This window comes from Lyngbya confervoides BDU141951, assembly GCF_000817775.3.
GTDB classification, from domain to species: Bacteria; Cyanobacteriota; Cyanobacteriia; order Thermosynechococcales; family Thermosynechococcaceae; genus Lyngbya; species Lyngbya confervoides.
Genome location: NZ_JTHE03000100.1, coordinates 47201 through 69784, shown reverse-complemented (window position 1 = coordinate 69784; position 22584 = coordinate 47201). Strand labels below are relative to the sequence as shown.

Sequence of the window (22584 nt, the reverse complement as noted above, 5' to 3'; positions counted from 1 at the left end):
AATGTAGCTGTACCAGGGATTTGAAAGATCTGTGCTAGCTTTCAACCCTCGATCGCGCCCTTCCTGCGAGGGGTGTTCCTCAGCGATGTCGGTGACGTGGGCGGCGATTTCTGAATCTACCTATACCGTATTTGGAGAGAACAACCATGCGATCGCATTGGATTGACAACCCCCCTCTATCCCCCCAGGATAGCGATCGACTTGATCAGCTGTATCAGAGTCTGAGCCGCGAGTCTCGGCTTTTTTTAGGCTATCCCTGCAATCAGGTCTTTGACTATCGGCCCCTTTATCGGTTTATGGACTTTCCCATGAATAATGTGGGCGATCCCTTTCTCGCCAGTAATTATCACCTCAACACCCTAGAACTAGAGCGTGAAGTTCTGGAAATTTTCCGGCAGCTCACCCAGGCTGCTGAAAATGAAGTTTGGGGCTACGTTACCAATGGCGGCACCGAAGGCAATCACTACGGTCTGTTTCTGGCTCGGGAACTCTTTCCCGAGGGCATGGTTTACTATTCTCAGGATGCTCACTATTCCATTGATAAAATTCTGCGAGCCCTGGGGCTAAAAAATATTATGATTCGCAGCGATGAGCAAGGTCGCATGGATCTTGATGATCTGCGAGAAACTCTGCGGATTCACCGCGACGTGCCGCCCATCCTCTGCGTTACCATTGGCACGACTATGAAAGGGGCTGTGGACGATGTGGTAGGTATCCGTCAAATTTTCTCGGATCTCGCCATTACCCGTCACTATATCCATGCCGACGCCGCCTTGGGGGGGATGATCATGCCTTTTATTGAGACTCCGCCCCCTTGGAACTTCGCCGCCGGGATTGACAGCATTGCCATTAGCGGCCACAAGATGATTGGGTCCCCGATGCCCTGCGGTGTTGTGCTGGCGCGTAAACAGTATGTTGACCGCATTGCCCAGAGCGTGGAATATATCGACACCCTGGACACCACCCTCAGCGGATCTCGCAATGCGATCACGCCTCTATTTCTCTGGTATGCCTTTCATACCGTTGGAATTGAAGGATTTCAGCGTATGGTGCCGGAATGCTTGGCGGTGGCCGACTATGCCATCGATCAGTTGAATGACCTTGATCGTCAGGCTTGGCGACATCCCTACTCCAACACCGTTGTTTTTGATCGGCCCCCTCAAACCCTGACTCATCGCTGGCAGTTGGCCTGTCAGGGACCGCTTTCCCATCTGATTACCATGCCCCACGTAACGCGATCGCAGATTGATCAGTTCATTGCGGAAATGAAGCAGTCCACTGCGCCGCTGTTGCCCTCCGTCACCGCTGTTGCCCCTTGCGAAGCTCATATTGCTGATCATGGGGAAGAAATTATTTTGGTGGGGGGGACTGAGAAACCGCTGCTGACCGATATTTCCGTTGCCCTGGCCAGCGCGGGGATTTCCATTGAGGCGCTCTCGGCAGCTAAGGTGGATCAAGGGTCCGTCATTCGCCTGCAGGTGAGCGATCGCGATCGCGCCCTGACGCTGCTCAATCAAACCCTGAACGGTGGGCGTAGCTATGGTCAAGCCTGTGAGTTGGGGAGCGATAAGGCCGCAGATATTTTGAGCCTGGTGGACTACCAGGCCGTTAGCGATGAAGCCTTGCTCGTGGAGCTAGAGGACCAGGCTGGTTCCCTGGCGACGCTGATGAAGCAGTGTCGCGACCAAGACATCGTCATCCGTAGCGTCCGGCTTCTCTGGCGTGGAAAGCAACGAGCTCTGGTGGAAATTGCCACCTCCGAGCCGGAAAAGCTGCGGGCCTTGACGGTTAAAATCCTGGAGTTGGGACCTGAACCAACGATTTCTGCGCCGGCCCCTTAATTCTCCATCATTTTCCAGGTTATTGCCTCCCCTGCCCGCAGGGGGATGAGACTGGATTCAGGAAAGGGAATTTCCTGGGGAATGTTCCAGGTTGTTTTAACCAGGGTGATTTGGGTGCCGTTGCGAGGCAGTCGATAGAAATCGGGACCATAAAAGCTGGCAAAGGCCTCGAGTTTATCCAGGGCCTGGACACTCTCAAAGGCTTCGGCATAGAGCTCTAGGGCGTGTAGGGCCGTATAGCACCCCGCACAACCACAGGAATTTTCCTTGCGGTTGCGGGCATGGGGGGCGCTATCGGTGCCGAGGAAAAACTTCGGGTTGCCTGAGGTGGCTGCTTGCAAAATGGCCTGGCGATGCTCCTCCTGTTTTAAAATCGGCAGGCAATAGTAATGGGGGCGAATCCCCCCCTTAAAGAGAATATTGCGATTAAACAGCAGATGTTGGGGGGTAATCGTTGCGGCGGTCTTATCCGTGGCCAGCACAAACTGTACGGCCTCTGAGGTGGTGATGTGTTCTAGCACAACGCGCAGGTTAGGATATCGCTGTTTGAGCGGGATTAGATGCTTTTCGATAAAAACGGCTTCGCGCTCAAACACATCCACCGCCGGATCGGTGACTTCCCCGTGTAGTAATAGGGGCATATCCACCGCCTGCATGGCCTCAAAGACGCGATCGCATCGCCGCAGGTCGGTGACCCCCAGGTCTGAATGGGTCGTTGCCCCCGCGGGGTAGTATTTAACTGCTTTGATAAATTGCGAGGCCTGGGCGGCCATAATTTCCGCTGGGCTCGTGTTGTCCGTGAGGTAGAGGGTCATCAGGGGCTCAAACTGCTTGCCCGATGGAATGGCGGCGAGAATGCGATGGCGGTAAGCCCTGGCTTCCTCGACGGAACGCACCGGGGGCTTCAAGTTGGGCATGACGATAGCTCGGGAGAACTGACGCACGGTGTGGGGCAAAACTGCCTTCAGGGCTGCACCGTCACGCAGATGTAAATGCCAATCGTCGGGTTGAATCAGGGTCAGCGTTTGCATGGTCTCATTATAGGACCCGGTGGGAAGGGGAGTTGGCCTAAGCCCCAGTCCCCTCCGCTATTTTCTTTGACTACAAATCCTGTGGCGATCACAAGGTTAGTTCAGGTCATAGCGATCCAGGTTCATCACCTTATCCCAAGCGGCAACAAAGGCCGGGACGAATCTGGGCTGAGAGTCTTCGCAGCCATAAGCTTCCGCTAGAGCCCGGAGCTGCGAGTTGGATCCAAAGATAAGATCAACCCGAGTGGCGGTCCACTTGAGTTCCCCCGTGGTGCGATCGCGCCCCTCAAACAGATCCTTGGCTGGGGAGGTGGCCTTCCAAACTATCCTGGGGTCCAGGAGATTCACAAAGAAATCATGGGTTAAGGCCTCGGGACGTTGGGTGAAAACCCCGTGCTGAGTGCCGCCCACGTTAGCTCCCAGGACGCGCAGACCCCCCACCAGAACCGTCATTTCCGGGGCGCTCAGCTTCAGCAACTGTGCCCGGTCCACCAGAAGTTCCTCCGCCGATAGAGGGAGATCGCCTGTGAGGTAGTTGCGAAACCCCTCTGCCCTGGGTTCTAGAACCGCAAAGGATTCTACATCCGTCTGCTCCTGGGAGGCATCGGTACGCCCCGGTCGGAAGGGCACCTGGATCTCATATCCAGCATTCTTGGCTGCCTGCTCGACGCCAGCGCATCCCCCCAGCACGATCAGGTCGGCCAGCGAGACCCGCTTGTGGCCCGATGGCCGCGAAGGGTGAAACACCTTCTGAATGCCGCCCAGCAGTGATCCTGTATGCGGTTCACTGGACTGGCCCTCATTAAATTCTTGTTGGATGGCCTCCAGGGTTTGCAGCACCACGGCAAGCTCGGCGGGTTGGTTGACCTCCCAATCCTTCTGGGGCGCTAGGCGGATGCGTGCCCCGTTGGCTCCGCCGCGCATATCCGATCCTCGAAAGGTCGATGCTGAGGCCCAGGCTGTGGACACCAGTTGGGACACCGACAGTCCAGAGGCGAGAATCTTGGCCTTCAGGGCCGCAAGGTCTGAATCCTCTATCAACGCATGGGTGACAGGGGGAACCGGATCTTGCCACAGGAACTCCTCCTCGGGAACCTCTGGACCCAGATAGCGCGATCGCGGCCCCATATCCCGATGGGTTAGCTTAAACCAGGTGCGGGCAAAGACCTCCGCCAGTTCCTCCGGGTTGTCCTTGAAGCGCCGCGCAATTGGCTCATAGATGGGGTCCATCTTCATGGCCATATCGGCGGTGGTCATGATCGGCGCGTGGCGTTTGCTTGGATCGTGGGCATCGGGTACGGTGTCTGCCCCGGCCCCATCCTTAGGTGCCCACTGATGTGCTCCTGCTGGGCTTTTCACCAGCTCCCACTCATAGCCAAACAGATTTTCCAGGTAGTTACTATCCCACTGCACTGGATTGGTTGTCCAGGCTCCTTCAATGCCGCTGGTGGTGGTATGGGCGCCGATGCCGGTTCCAAAGCTATTGCGCCAGCCCAAACCTTGCTCCTCAATGCTGGCTCCCTCAGGTTCTGGCCCCACCAGGGACGCATCCCCAGCGCCGTGACATTTACCAAAGGTGTGACCGCCCACCGTCAGCGCCACTGTTTCCTCATCGTTCATTGCCATTCGACCAAAGGTCTCGCGGATATCTCGCCCCGAGGCCACGGGGTCAGGATGTCCGTTGGGTCCTTCGGGATTGACATAGATCAAGCCCATCTGCACCGCTGCCAGCGGATTTTCTAGCTCGCGATCGCCGGTATAGCGCTCATCGCCTAGCCATTCTGCTTCAGAACCCCAGTAGATGTCCGCTTCCGGTTCCCAAATATCTTCGCGCCCGCCGCCGAACCCACAGGTCTTAAATCCCATCGATTCCAGGGCGCAGTTCCCGGCCAGAATCATGAGATCGGCCCAGGAGATTTTCTCCCCGTACTTTTGCTTGATGGGCCAGAGCAGCAGCCGTGCTTTGTCTAGATTGGCGTTATCAGGCCAACTGTTAAGGGGGGCAAAGCGCTGATTCCCCGTCCCTGCCCCACCGCGTCCGTCCCCGATGCGGTAAGTCCCCGCACTGTGCCAGGCCATGCGAATAAAGAGTGGCCCGTAATGGCCGTAGTCAGCTGGCCACCAGTCTTGAGAAGTGGTCATCAGATCGAAGATATCGGCCTTTAGCGCCGCAAAGTCCAGAGTTTTGAAGGCTTCTGCATAATTAAAGGCTTCGCCCATGGGGCTGGACTGGGGAGTGTGCTGGTGGAGTATCTTTAAGTTGAGCTGATTGGGCCACCAGTCCCGATTGGATGTGCCTCCCCCGGCCGGAACCTTCTGCACTCCGCCCACAAACGGGCATCTGCTCTCGCCGCTCATAACAACTCCTATTGAGTACTTTTATTGAATTTCAATGTTGTGGAATATTGGCTGTACTGTAGTTATTACATAAAGTTCATCCTGGCAATGATTAAAGTCATCAAAGGGAAATATAATCAAAAGGAACTATAATTATTTTTATAATTCTCAACAGTGAGTTGACCCTGTCGAGAGGGTCAACCCAACCCGCTAAATTGCAGTTAGATAAGGGCCAGAGACTTTCTGGCTGGAGACGTTGGGGATAGGACTTATCCGGTTTTCCTTAGGTTTGCAGGGCTAGAGGATCAGGGAGGTGCTTCGTTGCCGTGATCAGAGGAGGGAGATTCAGCAGCCTAGAGCATCTCTAGCGGGACCGGACCTGTGGGAGGTGGGAATACTTGGTCTAGAGCTTTCAGTTCCTCAGGGGGGAGCTGGATCTCCCTGGCGGCACTATGTTCTTTGATGCGATCTGGGGTTGCTGACTTGGGAATAGTGAGGATGTTATCCTGACGCAGTAGCCAGGCGATCGCCACCTGGGCCGGGCTGACCTGCCGCCGTTGGGCGATGTTGCCAAGGGTTTGATTCTGGAGTAAGCGTCCCTGTTCCAGGGGAGAATAGGCCATGATCGGAATCTGGTGCTGCTGACACCAGGGCAACAGATCCCATTCGATTCCGCGCCGCATGAGATTGTAGAGGACCTGATTGACGGCAATTTCATTGCCATAGGGCTGGGCGATCGCCTCCTCCATATCGGCTCGATCAAAGTTGCTGACCCCAAACTCGCGAATTTTTCCCGCGGTTTTCAGAGCGTGAAATCCAGCGAAGGTCTGATCTAGGGAAATCCCCCCGCGCCAGTGCAGCAGATAGAGATCTAGATAGTTGGTCTGGAGCCGCTGTAGGCTGCGTTCGCACGCTTTAATAACATCGGCTCGTGAGGCGTGATGGGGGTAGACCTTGCTAACTAGAAAGATCCGATCGCGGCAATCGGCCACGGCTTCCGCAATAACCCTTTCTGCCCCGCCCTCGCCGTACATTTCCGCCGTATCAATGAGGGTGAGGCCGAGATCGATGCCTTCCCTCAGGGCCGCGATTTCTTGAGGGCGTTGCGATCGCCGCTCCCCCATGCGCCAGGTTCCTTGTCCTAACTTGGGTATGGGCCGCCCAGAGGGCAAAAGCAAAGACTGCATGACAAGGTTTCTTTTTGACAACGGAGGCACCTTGTTTAAGCTACCATGCCCAATTGTGCAAGTGGTCCCCAAGCCTGGTGATTTAGACCTAGGAAGGCTGTGTAGGATCCCCAATCTCCGGTAGCCAGGGTGCGTCAGTGGGATCAGTCAAGGTTCTTGTTCGCCTTTTCTAAGTCGTGATCTTTTTTATATCCAAATCTGAGCCCTCAGCCTTTGCAACCCAACCGAGGGTTATGATGAAAGGGATTCAATACGCTGAATTTCACTGTTCATCCACCGCTGATGCGGGTTTTCTTCGACATGGCAAAGAAGTCCTCTTCTAAAAAACCATCAAACCGATCCGCGTCTAGATCTCATCGATCTGCCTCTCAATCTGCGGCTCAGACCCTCCTCCAGCCCAAGTCTATGACCGGTGCGGCCATCCGTCAGACCTTCCTCGACTTTTACCAGGCGCGAGGCCACCGCATTTTACCAAGCGCCTCTCTGGTGCCAGAGGATCCGACTGTGCTGCTGACAATTGCGGGGATGCTGCAGTTTAAGCCCGTATTTTTGGGACAGCGTGAGCGCTTGGTGCCGCGGGCCACCACCTCTCAAAAGTGTGTACGCACCAACGACATTGAAAACGTGGGCGTGACGGCACGGCACCACACTTTCTTTGAAATGCTGGGCAACTTTAGCTTTGGCGATTACTTCAAAGAGCAGGCCATCGCCTGGGCTTGGGAACTGTCCACCCAGGTGTTTGGTCTCCCTGCCGATCGCTTGGTCCCCAGCGTCTACGAAGAGGATGACGAAGCCTTTGCCATCTGGCGCGATCAAATTGGTATCCCGGCCCATCGAATTCAGCGCATGGGTTCTGAGGATAACTTTTGGGCCTCCGGACCCACGGGACCCTGTGGACCTTGCTCCGAAATTTATTATGACTTTCATCCTGAGCAAGGGGATCAAAAGCTAGATCTTGAGGACGATCGCCGCTTTATTGAGTTCTACAACCTGGTATTTATGCAGTACAACCGGGATGCCGAGGGCAACCTGACTCCCCTGGCAAACCAAAATATTGATACGGGTTTGGGGCTAGAGCGCATGGCCCAGATTCTCCAGGCGGTGCCCAATAACTACGAAACCGACCTCATTTTTCCCATGATCGAGGCGGCTGCGAACCTTGCGGGCCTCAATTATGCCACTGCGGAGGATCGAACAAAGACCTCTCTGAAGGTGATTGGCGATCATATTCGGGCCGTAATGCACATGATTGCCGATGGAATTACGGCTTCTAACATGGGTCGGGGCTACGTGCTGCGACGCTTAATCCGGCGAGTGGTGCGCCACGGTCAGCTTCTGGGAATTTCAGAGCTGTTTACGCCTCAGGTGGTGGAAGTGGCCATGCAGTTGGCTGAGCCATTCTACCCGGAGGTGCGTGAGCGCGACTCGGTGATTAAATCTGAGCTGGAACGGGAGGAAATCCAGTTTCGCAAAACTCTGGATCGGGGGGAAAAACTGCTGGCGGAGATCATTGCCCAGGGGCCAAAACAAATTTCCGGTCAAGATGCCTTTACCCTCTACGATACCCATGGTTTCCCCCTGGAGCTCACGGAGGAAATCGCGGCTGAGCAGGGTCTGATCGTGGATCGTGCAGGCTTTGACGCGGCGATGGAGGAACAGCGACAGCGGGCTAAGGACGCGCATATCACCATTGATTTGACGGCCCAGGCCGATCTGGATGCGCTCCTGATGGATTTGCCCCACACGGAGTTTGTGGGCTATGGCCAACCGGCCCAGTCCGCGAAGATTCTGGCCCTGTGGGCTAACGATCAGCTGCAGGAGCAGGCAGAAGCGGGTGATGAGGTGCAGGTGATCCTTGATTCAACCCCCTTCTATGCTGAATCGGGGGGACAAATTGGCGATCGCGGATTTCTTCTGGGCGATCAATGGGTCATCCGTGTTGAAGACGTGCAAAAACAGTCCGATGTTTTTCTGCATAGCGGTCGCGTGGAGCGGGGAACCGTATCCTTGGGGGATACCCTGACGGCTCAAATTGATCGTGCCTGTCGGCGGCGCGCCCAGGCTCACCACACTGCTACGCACCTGCTGCAAGCAGCGCTGAAAAAGCTGATTGATGCCTCGATTTCCCAAGCCGGATCCCTGGTGGCCTTTGATCGGCTCCGGTTCGACTTTAACTTTACGCGGTCCCTCACCCCGGAGGAGATCCAGCAAATTGAGGATCAGATTAACCTCTGGATTAGCGAGGGGCATCCGACCCAGTCGGAGGTGATGACCCTGGATGCGGCCAAGGCTCGGGGGGCCATCGCCATGTTTGGCGAAAAGTACGGATCCCAGGTCCGCGTCGTAGATGTGCCAGGGGTTTCCATGGAGCTGTGTGGGGGAACCCACGTGCTCAATACGGCAGAGATTGGTCTGTTTAAGATTGTTTCGGAAACCGGGGTGGCAGCAGGGATTCGCCGCATTGAGGCGATCGCCGGGGTGGCGGTTTTGGAATATCTCAATGTCCGCGATGCCGTGGTCCGGGATCTGAGCGATCGCTTTAAGGCCAAGCCGGAAGAACTTCCAGATCGGGTTGCGGCGCTGCAAGCAGAGCTCAAGACAGCGCAAAAGCAGGTGGATCGCCTTAAGGCAGAGCTTGCCCTGAGGCAGTCGGATCAGCTTGCCCAGAGCGCGGAGGCGGTGGGTGAGTTTCAGGTGCTGGTGGCTCAGCTAGAGGGGGTTGATCCGGTGGCCCTTAAAACTGCGGCGGAAAAGCTTACCCATCAGCTGGGAGAGAGCGCCGCCGTGGTTCTGGGGTCGGCACCGACGCCGGAGAAAGTGAGCTTGGTGGCTTCCTTTGGGCCGCGCGTCAACCAAGTTGGCTTACAGGCCGGGAAACTGGTTGGGGAGGTCGCAAAGCTCTGTGGCGGCGGCGGCGGCGGGCGGCCAAACTTTGCTCAGGCGGGTGGACGCGATCCCAGTCAGCTCACCGCGGCTCTTGCCCAGGCAAGGGCACAGCTGATCCAGGCCCTGGGAAAGGAGTAGGCATGAAGCTAAAAACCCTGCCCTGGATTGCCATCGTGCGATCGGCGGCCCTAACCGTGATCACCTGGGCAATCGTCAGCGCCGCCCTTTGGTTTGCGGCCCAATCCTTTCCCGCCATTGAGACGGTCTTCTCCCTGTTTTTGCGTCAGCCCATGAACCTGATCTCGAACCTGGGAATTGGGATTTTGCTGGGCGTACTGGCCTTCACGCTCCTGGACAACAGTGAAGGACGGTTGACGGTACCGATGATGTGGTTTTTAGTCTTGGCGGTGACCGTGGGGATGGTTTTTTACGAATATGTGCCAATTCGGCTTTATCGGCTGCTGGCCGTCAATTTTAACCAGCCCACCCTGGTGGGTTTGGTTCTAGGGGTGTTCTGGAAAGGTCGGCGCTATTGGCGATAGGGACGGTTCGGACCCTAGGGAAGAATTCTTTCCAGGACGGGTCGGACAGCCTGGGGAGCATAGCCGAGGGAGAGGGCCTGGCGGCTATCCAGGGTCAGATCGGGAGCTCGGGGGGCAAGGGTGGGGACATCAGCCTGTAAACAGGGCCTCAAGCAGCTGTCTGGGAGACCCAGCACCGAGACTAAAATTTGGCCAAATTCGTATCTCGATAGCCGTTCCACCCCTCCTAGATGGAGGATGCGAGGTTCATGCTCTAGGGCCATCAAGATGCCCTGAGCGGCGTCTGCGGCATAAACGGGCGTGCGAAACTCATCGGTGAACAGATCTAAGGACTGGCCGGTGTGAAGCTGCTGCAATAGAGCCTGAAGAAAGCTGGGAGCGGTGGGGGCGACGCCGAACAGGAGGGGCATCCGACAAATGGTGGCCTGAGGATGATCGGCCAAAATGGCAGCTTCAGCGCTGGCCTTTTGCTGTCCGTAAACGTTGATGGGTGAGACTGGATCCGCTTCACCATAGGGGGCCTGGCGTCCATCAAACACTTGATTGGTGGAAATAAATACAAAGGGGCGATCGCGGCCCCATCGGGCTAGGCCTAGGGCGGCGGTCACGTTAATCCCATGGGTGGCCTCGGGGTTTTCCTGGCAGTCCTGGGCGCGGGCACGGGCTGCACAGTGAATGATCGCATCCGGCTTCAGAGTCTTGAGATGCGCCTCAATTTGGTTGATCTCGGTGAGATTGAGGGGATACATCTCAACGTCCGGAATCTGAACTGGATGGCTAAAATAGCTCCCCTGGACCCGCCAGCCTTGGCGAAGGGCGGCCTGGCAAAGATACCAGCCCAGGAATCCACTGGCTCCAGTGATCAGTAGGGTTTTCATCGGCAATTTCAAGGGGGGGTGGGGTGTCAGAGAATGAGGCTGGACGACGCGCTTGGGAAAACGGTATTAGAATGAGCCTGAATTGTTGATCAGATGCGTTGAGGTCACGGTGGGTTGACGCGGCTGCCTTCACTTCGACAATATCTTACGAGTGTTTTGATATGACCATTTCTACTCCAGACTGGGTGAAGCAAGCTGTTTTTTATCAGATTTTTCCTGACCGCTTTGCCCGCACCCAGCGCCAGACTGATTCCCCCGCCATGAACGTTTTGCTGGAAGACTGGCAAGCCCCCCCCACCCTACAGGGATACAAGGGGGGCAATCTGTGGGGAATTCTGGATCGCCTGGATTACATTCAATCCTTAGGCTGCAATGCTCTTTACCTGACGCCAATTTTTCAATCGGCCTGTAATCATCGCTATCACACCCACGATTACTATCAGGTGGATCCGCTTCTGGGAGGAAATCAGGCCCTGCGCGATCTACTGGATGCGGCCCATCAGCGAGGGATGAAGGTCATTCTAGATGGCGTGTTTAACCATGCCAGTCGCGGTTTTTTCTTCTTTAACGATATTTTAGAAAATGGTCCCCATTCCCCCTGGATCGATTGGTTTAGGATTCACCAGTGGCCCCTGTCCGCCTACGACGGCGATCGCCCCGCCAACTATGAAAGTTGGGTCGACAATCGCGCCCTGCCGCAGTTTAACCACGATCATCCGGCGGTGCGTGAGTATATCATGCAAATTGCCGAATATTGGCTGCGGTTTGGCATAGATGGCTGGCGTTTAGATGTTCCCTACGAAATTAAAGTCCCTGGATTTTGGGAAGAGTTTCGGGACCGGGTGAAGGCCATTAACCCCCAAGCCTATATCGTGGGTGAAATTTGGGAAGATGCTAGCCCCTGGCTCGATGGAAAGCAGTTTGATGGAGTCATGAACTATCCGTTTACCGAGGCGGTGCTGGCCTTTGTGGTTGGCGATCGCATGGTTCGCGAATATGTCGATCCAGTGGCCTACGACCCCTATCCCCCTCTAGATGCCCCAGGGTACGCGCAGCGGATTCAAGATCTTCTCGATCGCCATGACTGGCAGATTCAGCGGACGCAGCTAAACCTGCTGGCGAGCCATGACACAGCGCGCCTATGGAGCATTGCCGGGGGCGATCGCGGCGCAGCTAATTTTGCCCAATCGAGCGTGGCTTTGGCTACGCTCCTGTTGATGACCTATCCGGGCGCCCCCTCGATTTACTATGGCGATGAAGTGGGGCTGGGAGGAGGAACCGATCCAGACTGTCGTCGTAGCTTTCCTCCCCCGGAAGATTGGAACCCGGAGGTGCTGCGCCTGCATCAGGAGTTGATCCAGTTGCGGCATCTCTATCCTGCGCTGCAAGGGGGAGACTACCAGACGGTGCTGCAAGAGGCTGGAGCCTACGGGTTTGTGCGACACCAGGGCGATCAACGACTGCTGGTGCTGGTCAATAGCGCTCTCCAGCCCCATCAGGGGATCTGCCTTCTAAGCCTGGGGATCGAGATTCATGAGGTGAAGATTCTGTGGGGTCATGTTGATTTCACGTTGCAGGAGAATGCACTGCATTTCCACCTGCCCGCCAGATCTGGAGCGGTTTTGGTCCTGATCTGGACAGACTGTGCAGACACTTAGCCTCGCTCTCGCCTGGGGCCTGATCGTAATCACCCTCTCTGAGGGATCTAGATCATCGTTGGTGCGACTTGTTTGCCCTATTCTCCTCCTAGAGACTAGACCCGTGCGGCAATTTTGAGAATCGCGATCGCAGGTGAGTTATGAGAAAAGTAGGGCAATTACTGACCTTTGGTTTAATCCTGGCAATGATGCCATCCTCCATCGCTCAGGCTCAGTTTGGCTTTGGTCTTTTTGGGCCTTCTCGATCTCCTAACAATCCCTCGGGGGGGCGCAATTCCGTAGGCCAAACCACCAGGACGGATCCAAACGAGCGATCGCGACCCAATGGGGTCAACCCCTTTGGGATCTTTCAAACCATCCTTGAGGCTCAGCCAAACCAGGGGCCTCGCCAGCTTTCTCCCCGAGAGGACTTTGAACAGGCCTTCTATGGGGGAACGCCCGCTCAAGCGGTGGAAAAATTTGAGCAATTACAGCGCCGTACCTTTGCCGATCAGCTTGAAATCCAGATTCCAGATGGATTTTTGTCCGCTGAATCCATTGCCCGACAGCTGGGGATTTTATCCCGGCTAACCGGTCGTCGCACCGCCGTATTGTACCTGGCCAACCTGGAGCGCACCGACCAGATTGGCCGAATGCTGGTGCTTCCCCAAACCCAACCCTTGGCAGGCACAGGGACGCCCGTGGCCTCTCGGGGCACAATTCCTTTCTCCCTTGCCCAGTCGACTCAATCTCCCGTTATTCGTCAGATTGCCGCAGACGTGAATCCTAAGCAGTTTCATACCGTGGCTGCGCAGTTCCGCCGTCAGATTAGCGATCCCACCCTGGTGGAGTCCCTGGGCTATCGCTCCTCGGCCCAGCAGCTCTATGGCTGGCTGGTGGCTCCCCTGGCTTCGCAGCTGCGCGCCCATCAAATAGATACCGTGTTATTTTCCCTTGATGATGGTTTGCGGTCCTTACCTGTGGCGGCGCTGCACGATGGTCAGAGGTTTTTGATTGAGACCCACAGCGTAGCCCTGATTCCAAGTTTTGGACTAACCGACTCGGGTCTGAGATCCCACCTGATCCAGAAGCCGCTCCTGGCCATGGGAATTTCCAAGGAGCATCAGGGGCTCTCGGCGCTACCCGCGGTGCCCCTGGAACTCTCAGCGCTATCTCAGCGTTGGCAGGCCCATCAAGCGATTACTCTCGATGAGTCCTCCACCGTGAAAAACCTGCGAGATCTGAATCGGCAACGACATTATGGCGTGATTCATTTGGCTACCCATGCGCAGTTCAATCCCGGCGATATTAATAACTCCTATATTCAACTGTGGAATGAACGTCTAAAGCTGAAGAAGCTCAATCAGCTTGCCCGAGAGTTGTCCTGGGGTCAAGCTCCTGCGGTGGAACTGCTGGTGATGAGTGCCTGCGAAACCGCCTTAGGCAGTCGCGAGGCAGAACTTGGCTTTGCAGGCGCGGCGCTACTTGCTGAGGTGAAATCCACTGCTGCCAGTCTTTGGCGAGTGAATGATCAAGGTACCCTGGGGCTGATGAATGAATTTTATGCAGCCCTGCAGACCTCTCCCACTAAGGCGGAAGCGTTGCGGACTGCTCAGCTAGCCATGCTCAGGGAAGAAATTTTTATCCAGGCAGGTCAGCTGCGATCGCGGGGAACTCAGGGAATGGATCTGCCCTTGGAGGCGGGTCTGGCGGGTGATTTGAACTTCCGCCACCCCTACTACTGGTCGGGTTATACCATCGTGGGAAACTGGAATTAATCTTGGTTTTCTCTGAAGTGGTAATGAATCTATCCTTCGAGCCAGGGAGGACCCATCGGCAACGAAAAAAAGCGATCTGTTCGGTTTAAACAATCGTTAAGGCGCAGATGTCTGCCGTGAAATCGTGGTCTGATGACTGTGAGTTCATGGTGCCTTGATCTGGCCTGGGTGCCGTTGCTGGGGGGTAGGGTTTACGAGATGTCGATGCAACACATTAGAATTCCTGGGGGTCTCCTCATGGATGCGGTGCTGTCGGCACCGTTGGGCGCCCTAGTCGGGAACGTGATAGAAGGAGAGATAACCACAGTCGCAGTCAGCGCAACTCGTCAAGATGCTGCTGTCACAATCCAGGCTGAACCTGATGCGGTGCTAGAGCTGCACTGGTCTGGAGATATTGTGGAGCTGGTGCGAGTTGATCAGCTAGCGCAGCGTTATCCTAAGCTTCGCCGTGCCGATAATACCTTATTGTTGCCGCTGTACAGGACCACGCAGCCCACTCGCGGCAGTCGAGAAATTACCCTGGAGCGGGTTCAGAAAATTCGGGTGGCCGAGCGAATCCGCCGCACGATGACTGAACCCTCAGCCGGTCCATCTGTCCGGTCCTTGATGACTGAGGTGATTCAGCCCCTTGAATTTGCAAGTATGCCCGCCCCAGGATTGGTCCATTTAGATCCCGACGGCAATGTTGCGGCCAGGGTCAAGGACGCTGAGTTGCAAGCGGACTCTCCTTACCTCATTTTTATTCATGGCCCCTTCAGCTCCACCGCTGGATCTTTTCAGCACCTATTTTCCTCTGAAGATTGGCCAAGGCTTAGGGCGCAATACTCCCTGGATCATCTATTAGCCTTAGATCACCATACCCTCTCCCAAAGTCCTGCTGCCAATGCGGTCCAGCTTGCCGCTGCCCTTCCTCCCGGCGCAGCGGTGCATTTGTTGACCTATTCCCGTGGCGGATTAATTGGAGATCTCCTCTGTCGCTATCCCTGGTCAAGTCCGCAAGAAAGTCGCGAAATACAGGAGTTTTTTGCTGATCCGGCCTATCAAACCGTGCGTGAAGAGCTGGAGCAGTTGCGCCAGATCCTTGATCGAAAACAGATTCAAATTAAGCGCTATGTGCGTGTTGCGGCTCCTGCTGCTGGAACAATGTTAGCGTCAAAGCCCTTAGATCTTTATCTCAATATAATGCTGAGCGCGGTGGGAAAGCTTTCGGGGCCTGCGGCGCCTGGATATGATTTTCTCAAGGCGATCGCCCTGGCCGTCATTGCCACAGGCACCCAAGCCGAAATGTTGCCTGGGCTTGAGGCCATGATGCCCCACGGAAAAAAAGGGTTTGCTCCGTTTCTGAACTGCGCCGATCCTCGTGGAAATGAACTGGCGGTGATTGCGGGAGAGTTGCAGGGGAGTGGCCTATTGACCCCGGTGAAGGATTTTTTCTCCGGGCTATACTCCTGGCAAGAGAACGATTTATTGGTCGACAGTCGGTCCATGTTTCGTGGCGTTCCCCGAAATGCTGCCTGGGGATACTATGCCCGCGGACCGCAGGCTGATCATTTCCACTATTTCGCAGAACCAGAGACCCGCAGACCGATGCTGGACTGGCTGATCTTAAAGGACTCGTCCCGGTTTGAGACGCTTCAGCCGATCAAGACCTTGGAGGCCGATGGGGGGGTACCGGTGATTGCTGCTCCAGACTGTCAGCCCCTGGATAATTTGCCGGTTGTGTTTCTGCTACCGGGAATGATGGGAACTCATCTGGCGATCGCCCATCGGCGGCAATGGCTTCATCTTCCCAGTTTAGCCTGGGGAGGCTTGGCCTTAAACCTGGCCCTAGACCGGACCGGCATTGAGCCAGAGGGGTTGGTAGAAGGCGTTTACGATCAGCTAGAGGCCAGACTGATCCGGGAATACGAGGTGATTCGCTTTGGATTTGACTGGCGATTATCCATGCGGCACGCCGCCCATCACCTTGCCCAGCAGATTCAGGCGCAGTTCTGCTCTCACCCTCGTCCCGTTTACCTTTTGGCCCACTCCATGGGAGGACTGATTGCCCGCACCCTCTGGGTGGACCATGCGCCAGTGTGGCATGAACTGATCCGGCGAGGGGGGCGCTTGGTCCTCTTGGGCACGCCTAATTATGGATCCTATGTTCCTGCCCAGCTGTTCACTGCCCAGCACCCCATGATGCATCTCCTCGCCGCGACGGATCTCAAAAATTCCCGGAAAGAGCTGACGCAGGTGCTGCGATCCTTTCCTGGCTTGGTGGAACTGTTGCCTTACAAGGATGACCACGATCTTTTAAACACGGCTCGATGGCAGGAACTGGCGGCTGATTATGCCCCGGAGGAGTCGCTGCTCCAACAGGCCCGAGACTTTCGGCAACGGCTTAATGAGGCCGTTGATCCAGATCATATGGTTTATGTGGCTGGGATTGCCCCTACAACCCCCTGTCGGATGGATCACAGGGCAACCTTAGTGATCTTTGGCTCCACCAGACTGGGGGACGGAACGGTGCCCTGGTCCCTAGGTCTGATCGAGGGAGTGCAGACCTATTATGTTGATGCCGAACATGGACAGATTCCTAATTATCTGGCTGCCCATGGGGGGGTGTTGGATCTACTGGCCCAGGGCAAAACTCGGCAGTTGACCACAGATCCTCCTCCCCTAAGGCGAGAAACCCGCGATATTTTGGCCCCGCTGGAGTTGGAGAACCCGGCGGTAGAATTACGTCTCTATCCCAATCCCCAGGACTTAATGGAGACCCTGGTGGGACATCCGTCTACCCCCCAGCCTGTCCCGCCGACCCTAGCCCTGGAGATCACTAATGCCGATGTCTGCGATGCTAAACATGCAGTAATCGTGGGCCATTATATTGGTGACCCCATTGTCAGCGTAGAATCTGTTCTCGATCAGGCAATGGAGGGAACGCTGTCGCGAGATTTAAGATTGGGCTGTTATCCGGGTGCCCACGGAACGGTCCGGATTTATCCGCCTTCTCCTCGCCTCCCGAGGGGGGTGATTGTGATTGGTTTGGGAGAGGTGGGCGACTTGCAGCGACTGGAATTGGAGGGGAACTTGACCCGATCCCTGCTGGACTATGCCCTACAGCAGTTGCCCTCCGAGGGGGAACCCCTGCAGGAGGTTAGGGTGAGTTCATTATTAATCGGGAGTTATGGGGGATCGAAAATTACGCTAGAAGATAGCGTGATGGCGCTGGTGGAGGCGGCTTTGGCGGCTAACCAGGCCCTGGAAACCCAGCACCTGGGCGATCGCGTCCGGATTGCAGGAATTGAAATTATGGAGCTGTTTCGAGACATTGCCACTGCGGCCTGTCACTTCGCCCAAACCCTTCCCCAACGCTATGAAGGCCGAGTGAGCGTCGCGTCTGAATTGCGGATTAGAGCGAGCTCTCGCCGGAGCCGACCCTATTCTCCCTACGCCATGGGCTGGAGCCGACGCATTCGCATTAAAAAAAATGGAACGGGGCTGCATTTTGAAGTCACGACGGATGTGGCCCGCAGTGAGCCCTTTGTGCGTCCGATTCAGTGGTCACTGCTGGACGGAATGTTGGAGAAGGCCATTCAGAATGATCGAGAGGCTTCTTCAGTGCTTTATCAGTATCTCTTACCCTATCAGCTCATTGAAAACGTTCAGCAAACCTCCGATCTGGTGTTGGGCCTAGATCCTGACGTTGCCCATATTCCCTGGGAACTTCTCAATCCTGCTGAGAATGCGCCCCGTCGTGCCTCGCCCTTGGGCGTTAAGGTGGGGATTTTACGATCGCTGACTACCCAAAATCGGCGGATAAATCCTCGTCGATCCGCAGGACGACGCGCCCTCGTCATTGGTAATCCTGCCCAGGTGGACCCGACGTTGCCGGGAGCGCGGAAGGAAGCCGTCGCGGTTTCCAAGCAGCTTTTGGCCTGTGATTTACAAGTGGAATCACTGATTGACGCCCCCTCAGATGAGATTTTTCGGGCCCTGTATCGCCATGAGTACGACATTATTCACATTGCCGCCCATGGTCAGTTTAGTGACGACGGGTCTCGCTCAGGTGTGCTGTTGGAGAAAGGACGCTTTCTGACTGCCAGCGAATTTGAGAATCTGAGGGCTGTGCCGTCCCTTGTTTTTTTAAACTGCTGTCACCTGGGACAAATGGAGACCGCCAGTGGATCTCCGCGCTTGGGGACAATCGGCCGATTGGCGGCCAGCGTTGCCGAGCAGTTGATTCGCATGGGTGTAGGTGTGGTGGTGGCTGCGGGTTGGGCCATTGGCGATGATGCTGCGATCCGTTTTGCAACGGTGCTCTATCAACGGCTGCTAGAGGGGGATAACTTGATGGCTGCGGTGCGCGACGCCAGGGCACAAACCCATAAGGCTGGCGGCGTTGAGGACTTGACCTGGGGAGCGTATCAGGTGTATGGCGATCCGGGCTATACCCTCTACTGGGTGGACCGTCGCCAGGGTGCTGGTCCGGCAGATGCACGTTCCTTCGTGTCTCGCCATGAATTTGCAGAGTATCTGCTTGATTTTGTGCCGCAGTCAGGCAGAATGATGCAGGCCGATCGTCACGCCTGGCAAGAGCGGCTTGGATCCCTGGGAGATAGCCTGTCTGAGTCCTGGAAACAGGATGGGGCCATTGCCGGTGCCTTTGGCCGTGCCTACGGGGAGTTAGGTGACTACGCGGAGGCCATTGACTGGTATGAGCAGGCTCTCAAATGTTCAAATGCTCCGCTGGGCGCGATTGAACAGCTGGCTCACCTGGAGATCTGCCTGGCAGAGCAGCAGTGGGCCAACTTGACCCCAGAGGATCGAAGGCAGCGGTTGCAAACTCCGGATGCGGGGCCTTTCTCCCTATTTTTGCGCGCGATCCAGCGCTTAGAAGCCATCCTTGAAATTCAGCCCTCTGCAGAGCGCTACAGCCTCGTGGGGGCCATTCATCGACGCTGGGCAAGGGTCACGGAAGCATCGGCGCGAAAATCTCACCTTGAAGCGGCCCTTGCGGCCTATCAATTGGCCTGCGATCAGCATCCGCTTCATCTCTACGATCCCCTGCTTCACAAGGTGGGTTTAGAACTATGTCTGGGGAAGCCCAGTGAAGGATTTTTTGAGGAATTAGACCAAATTACAGAAAGTGCAGCGGCTTGCAATGAGGATGGTGTCCCAGTCGTCCTAGCGCAGGTGCAGCTGTTTCGATATTTAAAGACCTCAAGGATAGATAGGATGCCTGACTCAGAGGTGGATGCCGCGGCCCAAGCCTATTTCCAGGCTTGGGTGAGGGGTTCAGGAATGAACTCACGCCTTCAAGAAGATGCCATGGAGAGCCCGGTGGAGGCGCTGGCCATGGTGATGATTGATCCCGAAATGCAGGGAAAAATGCAGAGGTTCCGCCGGTCTCTTGGAACCTTGATTGGCTCAGGAGGACTCGTTGTTCAGTCTTCTTCAATTAAGCCTTGAAGAAGAGCACGACCCCCGTGGCGATCATTAGACTTCCGGCTATCCGCTGCAGGACCTGAGTGAACTGGGAATTTTGACACAGCTGCTGGGCTTTGTTTCCCAGATAGGCATAGATCAGCTTAACGCTACCCACGGCAAGGGCCGCCGTTGCCATCAGAAGGAGGGTATCCAAGGGGGAGACTTGAGTCAGATTGATATAGGCAGGTAAAAACCCAACGTAAAACAGAATGGCCTTTTGATCTGCCAGGGTGAGGAATAAACCACTGCAGAAGCTGGCAAGCCCCTGAGTGTTGATGTCCTTCCCCAATTTTGGGAGAGGGGCCTTTTTTTTCCAGAGGCTGGCGCCAAGGCCGATTAAATAGATGCCCCCGAGATATCGAACCCAGGTGAATTCTGAACCCAAGGTGAGGGCGATCGCCGATAGGCCATACACTGCAACGGAGATCAGGCACAGATCCCCCACAACAATCCCCAAGGTGGTGAGGAGCCCTTGCTTGAATCCCGCCACCGATGCGTGAGCAACCACCAGCAGCACACTCACACTGGGAATGGCCGACAGGATAGCCATGGCGATGAACAGGGCAAGAAGATTTGTCAAGGTTAGACTCATGGGACCGTCACCGGGGGATAACCTGCCAGGGGGAATGACGTAAAAGCTTAAGCCTTACCTTAACTTTGAGATTTGTTTTCGCCAAGCATAGGATAATCGAGAATGCGAATCTTGAACGCTGCTAACCCACAAGAGGGAAAGACCCATGCCAGATGCCCATGGCCTTTGGAACGAAGCGGAGCTGCTTCGCCCATTGGATCAACAAACCTTGAGCGTTCCGGTTTTGGTGGTGGGTGGATCCACCGCAGCCTATGCGGCGACCCTAAGTGCTCTCACCGCCCATGCAACGGTGTGCTGGGTGATGCCAACCCCAGTGGTGGGGGGACAATACACCGCTCAGGGACTGCCTGCTAGCGATGATTCTCCCCTGATGGCACCGGCTTCCCAGCTTCAGGCGCGCTACCGGGATCCAAAGCAACTCCATGACGGAGAACTATTCTGTATTTCTCAAGCTCAGCGGGCTTTCCGCCATCGTCAGCGGCAGATCCAGCCCGTGCAGGGACAGGCGCTGGACAATCCTGGGGGGGGATGGGTGAGCCATTTTGCTGTGACGCCGGTGACAGCGGCAATTGCCCTGAACGAAGCCATTGCCCCCTACGTGCAGTCGAATCAACTAGTGCTAATTGCAGAGGCTGACCCCATTGACCTGCTCATTGAGCAGTTTGGAACGACGCGGCGGCGGGTGAGGGGGGTGGTCTTTCGTAGCCGCCAGACCTCCGCTGAATTTACGGTTCAGGCCGAGGTGGTGATTGAGGGGACCGATCTGGGCGATTTGCTGGAGATCGGAAATATTGAGTCCCGCGTTGGTCAAGAGTCGCGTCAGGAGACCCAGGAAGCGGTTTTGCCTGAGGATCCGCGTCCCCTGTGCCAGCAGGCCTTTACCTTTTGCGCGGTGGTGGAGCGATCGCATCACCGCGCCGCCATTGGAGCGCCGCCAGGCTACGATCAGAGTCCCTGGTTGCAAAGTTCCGAATTCACCGGCACCTTTTGGGCCAACGGAGTCGCCCGGCCCTTCTACCACCCCTATGGCATCTTTCGCTACCGTCGCTTGGGGCGTCTAATCCCGGATTCGCAGGTGCATGTGGGTGATGTGGCCGTACTGAACTGGGGCATGAGTCCGGTTTCGGCCCAGGGGCCGCTGGGCTGCGGCAATGACTTTAAAGATGGGGTGCTGGTGGGGCAAACCCGACAAGATCGGGGGGTGATCTGGCAGCGGGGGCGCGATCGCGCCCAGGCCTATGTACACTACCTTCAAACCCACGATGCTCCTGATCTGGTGGGCCGCGGCGATCTCACCTGGACCGCCGATGGTATTGCCCTGGAGCCCTATATTCGAGAATCGCGTCGTGCCATTGCCCGCACCACCATTCGTCATGAGGATGTTGCCGCTAAATTTTTCCCTGCGCAGGCGCGATCGCGAATCTTTTCAGATAGTGTGGGGATTGGTCATTACCACTACCTAGACTTTCATCCCAACCAATCCCCCGGCCATGTGGATCTAGGGACCGACGGGCAAGATTGTGCCCCCTTCAGTATTCCCCTAGGGGCCTTGATCCCGATTCAAACCGAGGGGCTCATCCTATCGGCGAAAAATATTGGCACCACCCACATTACAAATGCCGCCTATCGGATGCATCCGGTGGAATGGGCCATTGGTGAAGCCGGTGGGTATCTGGCGGCCCTGCTCACCCACTCTGCCGTGGGTGCCCATGAAGTGGCGGATTCGGTTCGCCTGACCCGGCAGCTGCAGGGGCAGCTCACGCGGCAGGGAGTTCCCATCATCTGGTTTAATGATGTGGGCCACGATGATCCCGATTTTGAGGCGATTCAAGTGCTGGCCGCCGCTGGAATTGTTCGCACTGAAAACTATGGCCACTTAAACTTCAATCCTGCCGGAACCGTGAACCGGGCAGTGGTTGCCGTTGCCCTTGTGAATATCCTTGAACTCCCCCTCCTGGCTCCCGAATCTCCCTCCTTTCTGGATGTCCCTACCACCCACTATGCCTACAAAAGTGTGGAAACGCTCAAGGCCCAGGGCATTATTGCGGGGGTCGGCAATCGGCGTTACGCTCCAGACTGGTCCATCACCCGAGCGCACTTTGCCATTTTAATGAGTAAGGTTCAGGCCGGGCATCTCATTGCCCTGTTTACTGACACGCCTCGAGATTCGCGTGTTCTGACGCGTCGCGAACTCTCCAGAACCCTCTATCGACTGCTTCAAATTCAGCTAAATCTCTAGCCTAGGCGATCGCACCGCCATGGGTTGGGTCTGGAATTGCCCTCAGGACTGGGCCAGTTCCCCAGGACGGGGCATGCCAGTCCCGTAAACCCCCAGGCGGATCCTGGCCGGAGGCTCCAAGGGCAATGATCGGATATCGCCTTAGATGGCTCCCGAATCGAAAA

The 22584-nt window shown here is 56.0% G+C and carries 12 protein-coding genes; 7 read left to right on the top strand and 5 right to left on the bottom strand.

Going from position 1 to position 22584, the window contains the following annotated elements; translation table 11 throughout:
- Positions 1-146: 146 nt before the first annotated feature.
- A complete protein-coding gene (locus tag QQ91_RS17120; RefSeq protein WP_166276463.1) occupies positions 147-1841 on the top strand; it encodes a histidine decarboxylase in 1695 nt (564 codons plus the stop codon).
- On the opposite strand, the gene pyrC is transcribed toward QQ91_RS17120, so the two are convergent.
- From pyrC to QQ91_RS17105, 3 genes are all read right to left on the bottom strand, one after another.
- A complete protein-coding gene (gene pyrC / locus QQ91_RS17115; protein ID WP_166276460.1) occupies positions 1838-2872 on the bottom strand; it encodes a dihydroorotase in 1035 nt (344 codons plus the stop codon). The two genes, QQ91_RS17120 and pyrC, sit on opposite strands and share 4 nt — an antisense overlap.
- 96 nt (positions 2873-2968) lie before the next feature.
- Positions 2969-5194, bottom strand: a complete 2226-nt coding sequence (gene katG, locus QQ91_RS17110) for a catalase/peroxidase HPI (protein ID WP_250833386.1) — start codon at positions 5192-5194, stop codon at positions 2969-2971.
- A 368-nt stretch (positions 5195-5562) separates the two neighbouring features.
- Positions 5563-6396: an aldo/keto reductase gene (locus tag QQ91_RS17105; RefSeq protein WP_166276454.1), complete on the bottom strand. Its 834-nt coding sequence runs from the start codon at positions 6394-6396 to the stop codon at positions 5563-5565.
- Positions 6397-6801: 405 nt separating this feature from the next.
- On the opposite strand from QQ91_RS17105, the gene alaS reads away from it, so the two are divergent.
- Together alaS and QQ91_RS17095 are read left to right on the top strand one after the other, a co-directional pair.
- Positions 6802-9420: an alanine--tRNA ligase gene (alaS, locus tag QQ91_RS17100; protein WP_166276451.1), complete on the top strand. Its 2619-nt coding sequence runs from the start codon at positions 6802-6804 to the stop codon at positions 9418-9420.
- Positions 9421-9422: 2 nt separating this feature from the next.
- Positions 9423-9824, top strand: coding sequence for a hypothetical protein (locus QQ91_RS17095; protein WP_166276448.1), 402 nt, complete (start codon positions 9423-9425; stop codon positions 9822-9824).
- 14 nt (positions 9825-9838) lie between these two features.
- Here the strand turns inward: QQ91_RS17095 and QQ91_RS17090 are convergent, their stop codons facing one another.
- Positions 9839-10702 (bottom strand): SDR family oxidoreductase, encoded by an 864-nt coding sequence (locus QQ91_RS17090; RefSeq protein WP_166276445.1) that lies wholly within the window; start codon positions 10700-10702, stop codon positions 9839-9841.
- A 161-nt stretch (positions 10703-10863) separates the two neighbouring features.
- On the opposite strand from QQ91_RS17090, the gene QQ91_RS17085 reads away from it, so the two are divergent.
- The 3 genes from QQ91_RS17085 to QQ91_RS17075 all read left to right on the top strand — a co-directional run bounded on the left by QQ91_RS17085 (position 10864) and on the right by QQ91_RS17075 (position 19571).
- Positions 10864-12360: a glycoside hydrolase family 13 protein gene (locus QQ91_RS17085; RefSeq protein ID WP_166276442.1), complete on the top strand. Its 1497-nt coding sequence runs from the start codon at positions 10864-10866 to the stop codon at positions 12358-12360.
- 140 nt (positions 12361-12500) lie between these two features.
- Positions 12501-14117 carry a CHAT domain-containing protein gene (locus QQ91_RS17080; RefSeq protein ID WP_166276439.1) on the top strand — a complete coding sequence of 539 codons (1617 nt, stop codon included), beginning with the start codon at positions 12501-12503 and terminating at the stop codon, positions 14115-14117.
- A gap of 204 nt (positions 14118-14321) precedes the next feature.
- Positions 14322-19571, top strand: coding sequence for a DUF7379 domain-containing protein (locus QQ91_RS17075; protein ID WP_201277160.1), 5250 nt, complete (start codon positions 14322-14324; stop codon positions 19569-19571).
- Here the strand turns inward: QQ91_RS17075 and QQ91_RS17070 are convergent.
- Positions 19561-20169 (bottom strand): LysE family translocator, encoded by a 609-nt coding sequence (locus QQ91_RS17070; RefSeq protein WP_201277159.1) that lies wholly within the window; start codon positions 20167-20169, stop codon positions 19561-19563. The genes QQ91_RS17075 and QQ91_RS17070 overlap by 11 nt on opposite strands.
- 157 nt (positions 20170-20326) lie before the next feature.
- Between QQ91_RS17070 and QQ91_RS17065 the strand changes: the two genes are divergently transcribed.
- Complete coding sequence (locus QQ91_RS17065; RefSeq protein WP_166276430.1) at positions 20327-22420, top strand: FAD-dependent oxidoreductase; 2094 nt, start codon at positions 20327-20329, stop codon at positions 22418-22420.
- Positions 22421-22584 lie beyond the last annotated feature (164 nt).